The sequence below is a fragment of the Micromonospora sp. CA-263727 genome, assembly GCF_050942455.1.
GTDB lineage: Bacteria > Actinomycetota > Actinomycetes > Mycobacteriales > Micromonosporaceae > Micromonospora.
The window spans coordinates 1,353,355-1,367,009 of record NZ_CP192031.1; the positions used below are offsets into that span (position 1 = coordinate 1,353,355).

The 13,655-nt window shown below is 73.6% G+C and carries 15 protein-coding genes; 8 read left to right on the forward strand and 7 right to left on the reverse strand.

Going from position 1 to position 13,655, the window contains the following annotated elements:
* The first annotated feature begins 55 nt into the window (after nucleotides 1-55).
* The 3 genes from ACQPYA_RS06310 to ACQPYA_RS06320 all read left to right on the forward strand — a co-directional run bounded on the left by ACQPYA_RS06310 (nucleotide 56) and on the right by ACQPYA_RS06320 (nucleotide 2,368).
* Nucleotides 56-766, forward strand: a complete 711-nt coding sequence (locus tag ACQPYA_RS06310; protein ID WP_433533395.1) for a response regulator — start codon at nucleotides 56-58, stop codon at nucleotides 764-766.
* 116 nt (nucleotides 767-882) lie between these two features.
* Nucleotides 883-1,422, forward strand: coding sequence for a hypothetical protein (locus ACQPYA_RS06315; RefSeq protein WP_433531700.1), 540 nt, complete (start codon nucleotides 883-885; stop codon nucleotides 1,420-1,422).
* 316 nt (nucleotides 1,423-1,738) lie between these two features.
* Complete coding sequence (locus ACQPYA_RS06320; RefSeq protein WP_433531701.1) at nucleotides 1,739-2,368, forward strand: DUF6642 family protein; 630 nt, start codon at nucleotides 1,739-1,741, stop codon at nucleotides 2,366-2,368.
* Nucleotides 2,369-2,404: 36 nt separating this feature from the next.
* Here the strand turns inward: ACQPYA_RS06320 and ACQPYA_RS06325 are convergent, their stop codons facing one another.
* From ACQPYA_RS06325 to ACQPYA_RS06335, 3 genes are all read right to left on the reverse strand, one after another.
* Nucleotides 2,405-3,850: a M20/M25/M40 family metallo-hydrolase gene (locus tag ACQPYA_RS06325; protein WP_433531702.1), complete on the reverse strand. Its 1,446-nt coding sequence runs from the start codon at nucleotides 3,848-3,850 to the stop codon at nucleotides 2,405-2,407.
* 110 nt (nucleotides 3,851-3,960) lie between these two features.
* Entirely contained in the window at nucleotides 3,961-4,602 is a 642-nt protein-coding gene (locus ACQPYA_RS06330) for an NAD(P)-dependent oxidoreductase (protein WP_433531703.1), read from the reverse strand.
* A gap of 63 nt (nucleotides 4,603-4,665) precedes the next feature.
* Entirely contained in the window at nucleotides 4,666-5,898 is a 1,233-nt protein-coding gene (locus tag ACQPYA_RS06335; RefSeq protein ID WP_433531704.1) for a serine hydrolase domain-containing protein, read from the reverse strand.
* Between the two features lie 72 nt (nucleotides 5,899-5,970).
* Here ACQPYA_RS06335 and ACQPYA_RS06340 point away from each other — a divergent pair, with 72 nt between their 5' ends.
* From ACQPYA_RS06340 to ACQPYA_RS06355, 4 genes are all read left to right on the forward strand, one after another.
* The gene (locus ACQPYA_RS06340) at nucleotides 5,971-6,567 is read left to right on the forward strand and encodes a pentapeptide repeat-containing protein (protein WP_433531705.1); all 597 of its coding nucleotides are present in this window, start codon (nucleotides 5,971-5,973) and stop codon (nucleotides 6,565-6,567) included.
* Nucleotides 6,568-6,834: 267 nt separating this feature from the next.
* Complete coding sequence (locus ACQPYA_RS06345; protein ID WP_433531706.1) at nucleotides 6,835-7,707, forward strand: hypothetical protein; 873 nt, start codon at nucleotides 6,835-6,837, stop codon at nucleotides 7,705-7,707.
* A gap of 161 nt (nucleotides 7,708-7,868) precedes the next feature.
* Entirely contained in the window at nucleotides 7,869-8,183 is a 315-nt protein-coding gene (locus ACQPYA_RS06350; protein ID WP_433531707.1) for a hypothetical protein, read from the forward strand.
* A 360-nt stretch (nucleotides 8,184-8,543) separates the two neighbouring features.
* On the forward strand, nucleotides 8,544-8,822 hold the full coding sequence (locus tag ACQPYA_RS06355; protein ID WP_433531708.1) for an adhesin: 279 nt from the start codon (nucleotides 8,544-8,546) through the stop codon (nucleotides 8,820-8,822).
* Between the two features lie 11 nt (nucleotides 8,823-8,833).
* On the opposite strand, the gene ACQPYA_RS06360 is transcribed toward ACQPYA_RS06355, so the two are convergent.
* Nucleotides 8,834-9,916 (reverse strand): beta family protein, encoded by a 1,083-nt coding sequence (locus tag ACQPYA_RS06360; RefSeq protein WP_433531709.1) that lies wholly within the window; start codon nucleotides 9,914-9,916, stop codon nucleotides 8,834-8,836.
* Nucleotides 9,917-10,008: 92 nt separating this feature from the next.
* On the opposite strand from ACQPYA_RS06360, the gene ACQPYA_RS06365 reads away from it, so the two are divergent.
* The gene (locus ACQPYA_RS06365) at nucleotides 10,009-10,893 is read left to right on the forward strand and encodes a sulfotransferase domain-containing protein (RefSeq protein WP_433531710.1); all 885 of its coding nucleotides are present in this window, start codon (nucleotides 10,009-10,011) and stop codon (nucleotides 10,891-10,893) included.
* Nucleotides 10,894-10,982: 89 nt separating this feature from the next.
* On the opposite strand, the gene ACQPYA_RS06370 is transcribed toward ACQPYA_RS06365, so the two are convergent.
* From ACQPYA_RS06370 to ACQPYA_RS06380, 3 genes are all read right to left on the reverse strand, one after another.
* Nucleotides 10,983-11,525 carry a PepSY domain-containing protein gene (locus ACQPYA_RS06370; protein WP_433531711.1) on the reverse strand — a complete coding sequence of 181 codons (543 nt, stop codon included), beginning with the start codon at nucleotides 11,523-11,525 and terminating at the stop codon, nucleotides 10,983-10,985.
* A gap of 116 nt (nucleotides 11,526-11,641) precedes the next feature.
* Nucleotides 11,642-12,916, reverse strand: coding sequence for an ATP-binding protein (locus ACQPYA_RS06375; protein ID WP_433531712.1), 1,275 nt, complete (start codon nucleotides 12,914-12,916; stop codon nucleotides 11,642-11,644).
* Nucleotides 12,913-13,608 (reverse strand): response regulator transcription factor, encoded by a 696-nt coding sequence (locus ACQPYA_RS06380; protein WP_433531713.1) that lies wholly within the window; start codon nucleotides 13,606-13,608, stop codon nucleotides 12,913-12,915. Before ACQPYA_RS06380 ends, ACQPYA_RS06375 begins: the two co-directional genes overlap by 4 nt.
* Nucleotides 13,609-13,655: the final 47 nt, after the last annotated feature.

Consider the following 13,655-nt stretch of genomic DNA (forward strand, 5'->3'; position numbering starts at 1 on the left):
CGCCCAGGCCGGCCCGCCGACGTCCGCGGACGAGCCGATGCCCGTGGCCCAGCCGATGCCCGTGGCCCAGCCGGAGGCCGTCGGGCCGGAACGGCCGGCGCAACCGGCCCGGCCGGTGCGGATCCTGATCGTGGACGACGACGCGTTGGTGCGGGCCGGGCTGTCGATGATCCTCGGTGGTACGCCCGACCTCAGGGTGGTCGGGGAAGCGGCCGACGGCAGCGAGGCCGTCGGTGCGGTCGCGGCGTGCCGGCCGGACGTGGTGCTGATGGACATCCGGATGCCCCGGATGGACGGCCTCGCCGCCACCGAGGCGTTGCGCGCCCTGCCCCGGCCTCCCGAGGTGCTCGTGCTGACCACCTTCGACGCCGACGAGTACGTGCTGCGGGCGCTGCGGGCCGGTGCCGGCGGGTTCCTGCTCAAGGACACCCCGCCGGCCGAGATCGTACGGGCGGTGCGCCGGGTGGCAGCGGGAGAGGCGACCCTCTCCCCGACGGTCACCCGCACCCTGATCGAGCACGTCACCACGGGCACGCCGGCCGACCCGCGGCGGGAGCCGGCGGCCCGGCTGCTCGCCGGGCTCACCGAGCGGGAACGGGCGGTCGCGGTGGCCCTCGGTCAGGGCCGCACCAACGCCGAGATCGCGGCGGAGCTGTTCATGAGCGTGGCCACCGTCAAGGCGTACGTTTCCCGGCTGCTGACCCGCCTCGGCCTCAATAACCGGGTGCAGGTCGCCCTGCTCGTACACGACGCCGGACTGGTCTGAACACGTTTATCGCCAAGCGCTACGGCGGATTGAACGATCCCGCATTGGGAGCCGTACCAATACGTGAGGTGCGGTGCTCAAGCGCACCGCTACCGGAGCTGCGGGAGGGGCCTGCCGTGCGAGTTGATGAGCAGTCAACGGATCCCATCGATCAGATTCTGGGCGAGTTGCCGGTCACGACGCCATTGACCCCCGAGGATGTCCGGCTGGCGGTCCGGGCGGTGGTCGTGCACGCGGCGGAGGAGTGGCCCTCGGGGGCGCTCTGCCGCAACGACGGCGCCCGCTTCCCCTGCCGGCTGCACCGCTGGGGGCGGCGGGTGCTGCTGACCCACGGGCTCAACGAGCGGCAGCTCGACGCCCTCATCCGGCACGGCAACCCGTTCGTGCATGTGCCGTTCCCGTTCCTGGTGAACGGGCCTGCGCCGGCCCGTCCCCCGGCGGCCCGTCCGGCGGGCGCCGACCGGGGCGCCGCCGGTTACCCGCCGCGTACCGACCGGGGTGCCGGCTATCCGGCAGCCCGGGGTGCCGGCTATCCGGCCCGGGGTCCGGTGCCGCGGGTGGCCGCCCCGGTGGTACGGCCCGGTGCCCGCAACCCGGTCTCCGGCCGGCCGGTGGCACCCCCCGCCACCGCGCCGCGCTGGCCGAGGGCGAGCTGAGCAGGGATCGCCCCTCGGTGGTTCGACGCCGGCCCGGCACGCCCGGCCATTCCCCGCCCGCGTACCGGGCCGGCGTCGCGACCACGAAAGGCGGCCCGCTGGCCGCCAGTCGCTGCCGACGATGATTCCGTAACAATTGACAAGAACTGCCGTCATGATTCGCGATATCTGAGAATTGCGAACTGGGCATTGCCGCCCACCGTGCGGCAGAGGCATTGCTTCCGGGCGGAAAGTCGCAGCCGGGCGTACCGAGGGTGATGTTCCCTGGCCGGGGTCGGCCGGTAACCTCAGCGCGGGCGACGACCGGGAGGTGGGCGTGGCGCGCGGTGGCATCTTCTGTGTCGAGGGCCAGTGGCACCGGGATCTCAACGAGCGGGGATCCGTCCTGCCCACCCTCGAACTGCTGGAACGGCTGGGCAAGGTGCGCTTCATCCACAAGGACGCGGCGACCCGGGACGAGCTGTTCTACTTCATCGACCGCTGGCTGCTCAAGCAGTACGCCGACTACCGGCTCGGCTTCTTCGCCATGCACGGCGAGCCGAACCGGCTCTGCCTGACCGACTGGCACTCGGTCGAACTCGCCGAGGTGGCCGAGCGGATGGCCGGGCGCTGCGACGGCCGGCGGCTCTACTTCGGCAGCTGCTCGGTGCTGCGGGCCCCCGAGCCGGTGCTGCGCGAGTTCCTCGACGTCACCGGCGCGGCGCTGATCTGCGGCTTCACCCGCGAGGTGGACTGGGTCGAATCGGCGGCGTTCGAGACCGTGCTGCTCGACGTGCTCGCCAACGGCCAGCGGCACAACGCGGCCGAGCTGCGGATGGGCTCGGCGCACTGGGCCCCGCTGGCCTCGTACCTGGGCTTCCGGGTCATCTACGCCAACGGCCGGGCCTGGCGGCCGTCGGTGCGCCCCCGGGTGCCCAGCCAGCCGTCGGCCGGTCGCACCGCCTGACGGGGTGCAGGCCGGAGCCGCACCCCGTCGCCGGTGTCAGTAGCGGGCCGTGGCGTACGTGGCGCAGCCGATCAGCTCCATCGACACCTGGAGACGTTCCAGGCTGATGTTCTTGGCGATGGTGTCCTCCGGGCTGTGGTACGGCGGCTCCAGCAGCGCCGGAGACTCCTCACCCCGCCAGGAGAAGTTGGCGCTGGCGATGCCGACCTCCTGGAACGACTGGTGGTCGCTGGCTCCGCGCTGGGTGACCGGGGAGATCCGTGGGTCGTAGCCGAGCCGGCGGGCCGCGGCGGCGACCTCGTCGGTGGCCCGGTTGCTCTCACCGGTGAAGGAGAGGAGCCAGTACCGGGTCGCCGGGTCCCAGCTGGTGGCGACCATGTCGTTCTGGTAGACGGCGAGGATCCGGTCGCGCTCCTCCTGAGGAAGCTGAGCCACGTAGTAGCGCGACCCGATCAGCCCCTGCTCCTCCGAGCCCCAGAGGGCGAACCGCACGGTGGCGTACGTCGGAATCGCCCGCAGCACGCGGGCCAGTTCCAGGCAGAGCACCGTGCCGGAGCCGTCGTCGTTGGCGCCGGGCGCGCCGATCACCGAGTCGTAGTGGGCGCTGACCATGACCACGGGGGCCCGCTTGCCGGCCAACCCGCGCCGCTCGGCCAGCACGTTGTGCGAGGTCAGCCCGCGGTGCGCGGTGGTGGCCACGGTCAGCGTCAGCGGGCCGGCGGCGAGCAGCGCCCGCAGCCGGTGCTTCTGCGCCTGGGCCACCCCGACCACCGGGATCGGCAGCGGCGAACTGGCGGAGCCGGGCAGCGTGGGGGAGAACGCCGAGGCGCGGCGCGGCTCCACCAGGTCGGCCGGGAGGAAGACCACGCCGACCGCCCCGGCGGCCACGGCCCGGGCCGCCACCTGCTCGCGCTGGGCGGCGACGTAGTCCACCAGAACGATCTTGCCGCTGACGTCGGCGGCGAAGTCATCGGCCGAGCCCGCACCGACGTCGGCCACCGGGGCGGTGACCCTGGTGTCCAGCGCCGCGTGCGCGCTGGCCCCGACCTGCCAGTTCAGGTCGCCCGGCAGCCGGGTGGGCGAGCTGAGCTGGGCGAGGAACTTGTCGGCCACCGGGAACGGCTGCAACGTGGTGTCGTACCGCAGCTTGTCGAGCTGGCCGGCGATGTAGTGCGCGGCCCGGCGCTCCGAGTCGGTGCCGCCGATCCGCGGCCCGATCTCCTCGGAGAGCACCTTCAGATGCTGTAGGGCCCGCTTCGTCGACAGCTGGGCGACGACGAGGCGGTCGAAGAGGGTGAGCGCCGGCGGCCGGTGCGCGCCCGGCCGCTGGTCGGCGACGGCCCAGGCGGGCGCGGGCAGCGCCACGGTGGCGGCGGCGCCGCCGAGGGCGACGGTCAGCACCCGCCGCCGATTGAGAGAGCTGGATCCGGTGGAGCGGGACGAGTCGTGTGGGGGTGTCACGGTGTCGTCGAGCGAAGCCAAGACGGCGCCCTCCTGATTCGAGGTCGGACCCGGGGCGTCAGGGGTGTGGTAACCCAGGTCACAGAGACTCGAATCTATCCGGCGAGCTGCCGCTTCTCAAGATCAGGGGATCAATAGGCCACCGTGAAGCGCATATTCCGGAAACGTGGATTCTCGATCTCGTCGACCACCGCGACGGCGAGATCCTCGTAGCTGAGCACGCTTCGACCGTCGACATCGGTCACCGGATGTTCGGTTCCGGTCCGGTATTTCCCGGTTCGTTCCCCGGGATGGAACTCCAACGGCGGTGGCGAGACGTACGTCCAACTCACCCCGTCGGCCGAGGAGCGGTAGAGATCCAGCGCCGCCGCCTGTCCCAACGCCGCGTCCCGGTACTCCGCGGGAAAGTCGGGCTCGTCCAGCAGCCGCCCGCCGGCCGGCGTGAGCAGGGTGGCGCCGCCGCCCACATGGATCACGCGGGGCGCGGCCGGCATCTGCCGCAGCGCGTCGAGCAGGGCCCGCGCCGCGTCGGGCCAGAGCGTGTGATCACCGCCGCCGATCGCCACCACCAGCGCCTCCGCCTCCGGCGCCAACTCGCGTACGCTGCGCGCGCTGGTGGCGTCGCCGGTGACCACCCGGACCCCGGCCGGCAGGTACGACGTGGCCTCTGGCCGACGCACCGCGGCGACCACCCGGTGCCCCCGGCCGTACGCCTCCGCGACGATCCGCGAACCCGCGGTGCCGCCCGCCCCGAACACGACGATGTCGCTCACGGTCCCAGGCTATGGACCGACCCCGCCGGCCGCCGGCGGAACGGTGATCCCGGCCCCGTCTCTTCAGTCGACCAGCGCGGAGTAGACCAGCTGGCGAAGCTGCGGCCGGATCGGCCAGGTGCTCGACGGCATCAGCTGGGTGAAGAACATGGCGGTGATCTGCTCGGCCGGGTCGATCCAGAACGCGGTGCTGGCCACCCCGCCCCAGTAGTACTCCCCGACACTGCTCGGCACCCGGGCGGGGATCGGGTCGTCCACCACCGCGAAGCCGAGGCCGAACCCGACCCCGTCCAGGGTCGTCTCGGCGAACCCGCCGGTGGAGAGGATGCCCAGGTCCTGCCCGCCGGGCAGGTGGTTGCGGGTCATGAAGCGCACCGTGCGGGGACCGAGCAGGCGTACCCCGTCCAGCTCGCCGCCGCGCAGCAGCAACTGGGTGAACCGGTGGTAGTCGGCGGCCGACGAGATCAGCCCGCCGCCGCCGGAGAGCAGCGTCGGCTTCTGGTACGCCAGGTCGCCGAGCGCGTCGTGGCGCACGGCGCGCCCGGTCGCCGGGTCCGGCACGTACAGCGCGGCGAGCCGGGCGGCGTCGGTGCCGTCGACGTACCAGCGGGTGTCGGCCAGGCCCAGCGGGCGCAGCACCCGGTCGGTGAGGAAGGTGTCCAGGCTCTGCCCGGAGACCACCTCGATCAACCGGCCGAGCACGTCGGTGGCGACCGAGTAGCCCCAGGCGGTGCCGGGCTGGAACAGCAACGGCAGCTCGCCGAAAGCCCGGCAGGCGGTGGCCAGGTCGACGTCCGCCGGTGGGTACAGGTCGTAGCCGGCGGCCCGGTACAGGCCGTCGACCACCGAGGTCTGCATGAAGCCGTACGTCAGCCCGGCGGTGTGGGTGAGCAGGTGCCAGACCCGGATCGGCTCGACCGCCGGCACGGTGTAGGGCTTGAGCGTCGAGCCCTTCGAGTAGACCCGCATGTCGGCGAACTCGGGCAGCCAGCGCCCGATCTCGTCGGTCAGCTCGAAGCGGCCCTCCTCCCAGAGCATCATCGCCGCCAGCGAGGTGATCGGCTTGGTCATCGAGTAGATCCGCCAGAGGGTGTCCGCCTCGACCGCCGCGCCGGTCTCCCGGTCCCGCAGCCCGTACGCCGAGCTGTGCGCGATCTCGCCGCGCCGCGTGACGACCACCTGGAACCCGGCCAGCCGGCCGTCGTCGACGTACCGGCCGAAGTGCTCGTCGATCCGGGCCAACCGGGCCGGATCGAAGCCGACCTGCTGCGGGTCGATGCTGCCTGCGATGCTCACCCGACCGAACCTACCGGCCGGTACGCGCGCCGGGAAGGCGCGGGTGTCGGTGCCGACGGTTACCTTCGTGACATGCCGGAGCCGATCGAGGACGTCACCTTCCACGACGAGGACTGGTACGCCGAGGAGCTCTCCGACCGGCACTACCTCCGGTGCGCCTTCAACCGGGTCGACCTGACCGAGGCGACCAGCCGCGGCGCGGTCTTCGACGGCTGCACCTTCGGTGACGTGCTGTTCAACGTCTCCCGGCACACCGACTCGGCCTTCACCCGGTGCGTCTTCGTCCGGTGCAACCTCTTCGAGGCCGAGTTCACCGGCTGCAAGCTGGTCGGCAGCACGTTCGACCGGTGCGACCTGCGTCCGCTGGCGGTCACCGGGGGCGACTGGTCGTTCGTCACCCTCGCCGGGGCCGACCTGCGCGGCGCACGGATCACCGGCGTACGGCTGCGCGAGACCGACCTCTCCGGCGCCGACCTGACCGGGGCGACGGTGCACCGGGCCGACCTCTCCGACGTGCAGTGGCGCGGTGCCCGACTCTCCGGTGCGGACCTTCGCGGCAGCGACCTGACCGGTCTGGACCCGACGGCAGTGCAGCGCGCCGGGGCCGTGATCGACGCCGTGCAGGCCGCGACCCTGGCCCGCGCGCTCGGCTTCGAACTCCGCGACTGACCGCTTCGAGGGCCGGCCCGGTGAGCGCCGCCGACCGCACTTCCGGCGATCCGGCCGCAATTGGACGGACGGATCCGTCCGACTAGCGCGAAAGGTCCCCTCAATGCGAATGTGAGTCGGCCACACAATCGGGTCGAGCCTGCCGGCGCGAGCCCGGTCCGGCAGAGTGGAGGGTCGGTGGCGGAGGAACACCCCGCACGGGCGGCTGCCCCGGCGTCCCACCGTACCCGGGCAACACGTCGTGGGGGAGCCGCCCGGCACCGCTCGGTGGCGATCCAACGGCAGGCGCCCGGCCCGGAGAGCGAGACCCGCACCGCCAGCCGCCGGCTCGCCCGGGTCCGCCGGCGCCGCCGCTTCCTGGTGGAGGCGGTCGCCGGCCTCGCCGGCCTGCTGGCCCTGGTCGGGTACGTGAACTGGTGGTCGGAGCCCAGCCCGGAGGAGCCGGCGGATTCGGACGGCCTGCCGGCGGTGGTCGGGCGGCCGAGCCTGCCCAGCCCCGCCGCTCCGGCCGTGCCGGGGTTGCGGCCCCGCGAGCGCACGCCGAGCCCCAACCCCAGCCTCAGCCACACCCACGAGCCGGCGCCTCCGGCGGTGCCGTTGCTGCTCACCGTCAGCCGGTCGGACATCCCGGCGACGGTGGACCTGACCGAGGCGGGCCGGCGCGACTGGGTGCACTGGGGACTGGGCGATGCCGGGGCGACGGTCCGCAAGCGCGACGGCTCCGCCGAGATCCGCGACCTCGGCGGCGGTGGCGAGCGGGGCGGCTGGGACGGCAACCAGGAACTGTTCCGGTGGCGCGACGGCGCGCCGGTCAAGTCGGCCGACGCCACCCCCGACGGGGTCTACACCTGCGGCGCCGGCAGCGGCTTCAGCCTCGCCGTGGTCGCCGACGGACAGCCCCGGACCGCCACCGTCTACCTCGGCGTGTGGATGGCCCGGGGTCGGCTGGAGGCGCGGCTGAGCGGCGGCGGCCCGAGCCGGACGCTGCGGCTGGAGGAGCGGCACACCAGCCAGTCCGCCAGAGCGGCGGTCCGGTTCCAGGCGCCGAAAGGCGCGCGGCTGCTGCTCACCTGGACGGTGGAGGAGGCCTTCACCCCGCACTGCGGCAACGTCGGGCTACAGGCGGTCGCGCTGAGCTGAAGGCCCGGCGGTCGGGTCTGACCTGCGGTTACGGCCCGGTTGGCGGCCCGTCGCGGGTCCGGCGGCCCGGGTCGTCGGGACAGTTTGTCCGTCACGATGGGTCCGGTGCACCGTAACGTCCTGCTGTCCGTGTTCCACCGTCCTGTGTGGAGGCCAGGCCGATGACCAGCAGCCGTGCCGTCCGTCCGTTCCCGCCCACCGGCGAACCGGCCGGAGCGGGGCTGCGGGAGATCCCGCTGCCGCCGTACGTGACCGCCGAGGACGCCCAGTTCGCCGTCCGGGCCGTCGTGGTGCACGCGCCCCGGAGGTGGTCCGGTGGAACGGTCTGCCGCAACGACGCCAGCCCCCACCCGTGCCGGCTGCACCGGTGGGGCACCCGGGTCCTCGCGCTGCGCGGCCTGCACGACGCCGACATCGCCGCGCTGATCGAACGCGGCGACCCCACCGCCCCCATCCCACCCCCCACCCCCGCCTGAGGTGTAAGGAAGGGTCCCTTCTTAACGCCTCGTGTAGAGGAAGGGCCCCCTATTAACGTCGTCGACCGCGTGGGTTACCCACTCGGTTCGGGTTCATGCCGGCTTTTGGCATCGATTGCCGTCTACTTGACGGATCCTCCGGTGGCGTGCACCGTGGGCAGTGCAGGGGCCTTGAGGTGCCCCGAGGCGGCGGTGGGCGTCCACGGTCCCGGCGAGCCGCGCCGGGCGTGGCCAGCCCAGGGCGTCGCCACATTCGTGCCGGTGCACGGGCCGAGTCCGGCCCGCCCGCGGATCCGCAGAGCGGATCCGCAGAACGGGTGTTCGCACCGGGAGCCGAGCAATCTCACGAGGAGTCCCGTCATGCTCACGATGACCGACAATGCCGTCCTGGTGATCCGTGATCTCGCCAACCAGCAGGACGTCGCCGAGGGGGGCGGCGTACGCATCGCCGCGGACACCGCGGCCGGATCGCTCAGCGTCGAACTGGTCGCCGCGCCGATCGAAGGCGACCAGGTGGTCGACAACCAGGGTGCCCGGATCTTTCTCGACTCCGACGCCGCCGACCTGCTCGGCGAGGCTTCCGTCGACGCCACCGTCGACGACGACGGCGTCGTGCAGTTCGGTTTCACCGAGAAGTAGCAGCGGCCACGTCAGCCGGCGCGGCGGATCTCGCTGCCGCGCGGCGTACGGCCCCGGCGCGACGGCGCACCGGGGTGTCGGGCTCCGCCGCCGGCCGGCTCGGTCAGCTCGGCCAGCACGTGGGCCAGGTGATGCGAGGTGCTCCAGGCCAACCAGTTGGTCGCCGACCCGGCACCGGCACCCCGCCGGGCCCGGCGCAGGATCTCGTGGTCGCCCCAGGAGAAGCCGGCGCCCGCCGCCGGCCAGTGCGGCGCCGACACCAGGGCGCGGCACAGGTCGGCCACCCGCTCCTCGCCGCGCCCGCCCCGCCGGGACCAGCGGTAGACCCACCAGGCACCGTCACTGGCGTAGCGAACCGTCGGCAACCGGTCGCCGGTCACCTCCGTGCCCGGTGCCGCCGGAGCCACCCCGTAGTCGCCGAAGCCGATGCCGGGACCGGTCAACCGCTGCCAGAGCAGCCAATCCCAACGGTCAAGGCGGACCGGCTCGTCGGTGGCCAGTCGGGACACGGCCGGCGGCATGCCGCCGGCCGCCACGCTGACCGAGCGCCAGGCGTGCCGTCGCGCCCAGTCCAGCACCCGCCGGGCCCGGGGCTCGGTCGCCCGTACGTCCGCCGGGCAGCACACGTCACCGCAGTCGACCAGCAGGTCGCACTGTTCGGGGGCCAGTCGCGCGTACCGCCAGATCCGCTCCACGGCGGCGGTGGTGGCGTCGGGGCCGGCCCGGTCCTGCCTGACCCGCAGCCGTACCACGGCCTGCGCGGTGTGCGCCCGTGCCGCGACCCCGTGCGCCACCAGACGCCGCTCGCCGTCGGCCAGGCCGATCACCGGCACCACCGGTACGCCCCAGCGGGCCAACTCCGATTCCGTCCGGTCGGGCAGGGCGGTGACGTCGACGGCCGGGACGAGCCCCGGCGGCAGCCGGCGGATGGAATCCACCACGGAGTGGTCCATCATGGACAGTTGCAGGATCGGGGCGAGCATCGGGGCAAGGGCATCGTCGAGGTGGCCGAGCGCCTCCAGTTCTCCCCGCCGTGCGACGAGGATGGGGCGGTAGACCGGGTCCGCCGCCCGACCCCGGTTGGCGGGCACCATAATTCAATGTAGCCAGGCGACTACCTGTCGCACAGGGCATGTCGCCCGAAACTCCCCTGACAGCTGTCAGCTCCCCGACTAACCTCACCTCGGTGGCCGACGCCGTGATCCGATACCGCTCCTCCGACGAGGACAGCGCTCGCTGGCAGGGCTTTTCCCGCCGTCCGGGGGACATCGTGATCAGCACCCGCTCCAAGAGCGGGACGACCTGGATGCAGATGATCTGTGCGCTCCTGGTGCTGCGTACTCCGGAGCTGCCGGCGCCACTGAGCGAGTTGTCGCCCTGGCTGGACTGGCTGGTCGACCCGCCGGAGGCGGTGTACCGGCGGTTGGCCGCGCAGCGGCACCGGCGCGTCATCAAGACCCACACCCCGCTGGACGGCGTACCGTTCGATCCCCTGGTGCACTACATCGTGGTGGCCCGCCATCCGTTGGACATGGCGGTCTCCCTGCACCACCAGAGCCTCAACCTGGACCGGGCCCGCCTCGCCGAGTTGACCGGCCAGACCGGGGCACCGGAGCCGGGCCGGCCCCGGCAGCCGGTCGCGCAGGCGCTCGTACGCTGGATCGACGCGGATCCGGCCCCGCGCGAGGAATTGGATTCGCTGCCGGGCGTGATGTGGCACCTGCGTGACGCTTGGACCCGGCGGCACGCGCCCAACGTCCACCTCGTCCACTACGACGACCTCTCCGCCGATCTGGGCGGGCAGATGCACCGGCTCGCCGGGCTGCTGGGGCTCGAAGCGCCCGGGCCGGAGCTGGTCGAGGCCGCCACCTTCGACCGGATGCGGGCCCGCGCCGACCGCCTCGCGCCCGACCCGGTGGGGGTGTTGAAGGACCGCCGGGCCTTCTTCCGTACCGGTCGCTCCGGCCAGGGCAGCGCGCTGCTCGACGCCGCCACCCGGGCCCGCTACCAGGCTCGGGCCGCCGCGCTCGCCCCGCCGGACCTGGTCGCCTGGCTGCACCGCGACCGTTGACCGGGCCGCGACGTGACGGCGCCCCGGCGCGGCGGGTGCCGCGCCGGGGCGCCGTTGGTGGGGTCGTCGCCGGCCCGAGAGGCGTCCGGTCAGTCGTCGTACCGGTCGTCATCGTCGTCGTGCCGGTCGTCGTCGACCGGCTCCTGCTCGGCCTTGACCACCGCGCCGGTCTCCCGGTCGATGTCGATCTCGTGCTCGGTGTCGCCCTTGATGATCTCCACCTCCCAGACCGGCCGGCCGTGCTCCCGGTCCCGGTCGATCTCGGTGATCCGACCGCCACCGACGTGCGCCAGCGCGATCTCGCCGGCCCGCTTCAGGCTCACCGCGTCCCCGCCGGTGGCCGGCGCCGTGCTGCCCGGGGCGGCCGTGCTGCCGCTCCCGGTCGAGGTGGCGGCACCGGTCGGGGTGGCGGTGCCGGTCGGGTCGGCCGGCGTGCCGAGGCTGCCGCTGTCGGCCGGCGTGGCGTCGTCGTCCGGGAGACCGGCGGTCGTCGGGATGCCGGTCGCGGCGGTCAGCGTCGTCTGCCGGGCCCGGTCGGTGTCGGCCGCCGCGACGCCCAGGAGCACCCCGGCCGTCGCGAGCACCGCCGCCGCGCCGCCGACCGACGCCAGGATCAGGGGGTTGCGCTTCATCGTCTGCACCTTTCCTCGGTTTGTTGCATCGAGGATCGGTGCCAGCGCGATAGCAGCGCGCTGTCCGAACGCTAAGGCCGGGTAAAGAGCTATCCGCCCCGACCGCACGGGCGGTGTCAGGGGCGCGGCGGGCCGAGCCGGAGCATCACCTCGGCGCCACCGCCGGGCCGTGCGGCCAACTCCAGCCGGCCGCCGCTGGCCTGGGCCGCCCGTCCGGCGATGTCCAGCCCGAGACCGGTCGACCCGGCCTGGCTGGTGCCTCGGCGTACCGAGTCCGCCGGCATGCCGGGACCCTCGTCGGCCACCGTCAGCACCACCTGGTCGCCGGCCGGGGCGAGCCGCACGGCGAACGGGGTGCCGTCCGGGGTGTGCGCGAAGACGTTGCCGAGCAGCGCGTCCACCGCTGCGGCCAGCTCGTCGGCCGGCACTCCGACCGGCAGCGGGCCCGGCGCCAGGTCGAGGTCGACCGAGCGGCCGGTGTCCTCGGCCAGCACCGACCAGAAGGCCACCCGGTCGGCGACCGTCGCCACCGCGTCGGTGACCACCGCGCCGTCGGCGGGCGTACGCCAGCGGGCCTGCCGGATCAGGCCGGTCACCGCCCGTTCCAGCCCGTCCACCGCCTCGGTGATCCGGGCGGCGTCCTGCGGGTCGCGCAGCGACTCGGCCTCCAGACGCAGCGCGGTCAGCGGGGTCCGCAACCGGTGCGACAGGTCGGCCACCTGTTCCCGCTCCTGCACCAGCAACTCCTGGATCCGGCCGGCCAGATGGTTCAGCGCCCCGCCCACCTCGCGCAGCTCCGCCGGACCCGCCGGGACGACCCGCGCGTCCAGCTCGGCGTTGGCCAGCCGGTGCGACACCGCCGACAGCTCGCCGATGGGGCGGGTCAGGGTGCGGGCCAGCCGGTCGGCCACGGCCAGGCCGATCATCACCAGCAGCACCCCGAGCAGGGCCAGCACCAGCCAGGCCCGGCCCACTCCGGTGGTCATCTCGGCGTACGGCACGACCGTGCGGATGACCGCGGTACCGTCGGGTCGGCCCTGCACCGCGATCACCACCTCCCGGCCATCGGCGGACTGCACGGTGAGGCTCTGCCCCCGCCCCGCCAACTGCACCGCCGGCGTGGCCTGGGTGAGTGAGCCGAGCACGGTGCCGTCGGGCAGGAACACGCTCACCGGCCGGCCGGACTCCGCGGCGAGTTGCTCGACGGTCAGCCGGATGGTTTCCGCGTCGGCGGTGCCGACCACCGGGGCGAGGCTCTGTGCGTCGGCGGTGGCCCGTACGGTCACCCGGTCCTCGGCGGCGGTACGCAGCAGCAGCGCCAGCGGCACCAGGAAGGCGATCACGATGAGCACGCTGACCGCGGCGACCAGCAGCGCCAGCCGCGCCCTCATCCGCCGGCCCCGGGGGAGACCAGTCGCACCCCGACCCCGCGTACGGTGTGCAGGTAACGCGGCTGCTGGGCGCTCTCGCCGAGCTTGCGGCGCAGCCAGGACAGGTGCACGTCGACGGTCTTGTCCGCCCCGCCGTACGGGATCTGCCACACCTCGGTCAGCAGTTCCCGCTTGGTCACCACCTCGCCGGCCCGGGTGGCCAGATGCCGCAGCAGGTCGAACTCGCGGGGGGTCAGCTCGACCGGCTCGCCGTCGAGGCTGACCTGCCGTGACCGGGGGTCGATCCGCAGTCCGCCGACCACCATGGTCGGATCCTCGCCGGCCGGCCCGGCCGGCCCGCGGCGCAGCACCGCCCGTACCCGGGCATCGAGTTGGGCGGCGGTGAACGGCTTGACCACGTAGTCGTCGGCCCCGGCGTCGAGCACCCGGATGATCTCCCGCTCGTCGTCCCGGGCGGTGGCGACGATGACCGGCACCGCGCTGACCGCGCGCAACATCCGCAGCAACTCGCGGCCGTCGAGGTCGGGCAGCCCGAGGTCGAGCACGACCAGGTCGGGGCGGTCGTCGAGGGCGTCGCGCAGCCCGGTCATCGCGGTCGACGCCGCGGCCACCGCGTGTCCCCGCTCGCGTAGCGCCCGCACCAGCGGGGTACGGATGGTCAGGTCGTCCTCGATCAGCAGCAGGCGGGCCACAGCAGGCAGGGTATCCCCGCCGGTGGCGGAGCAGCCGGTCCGTTAAC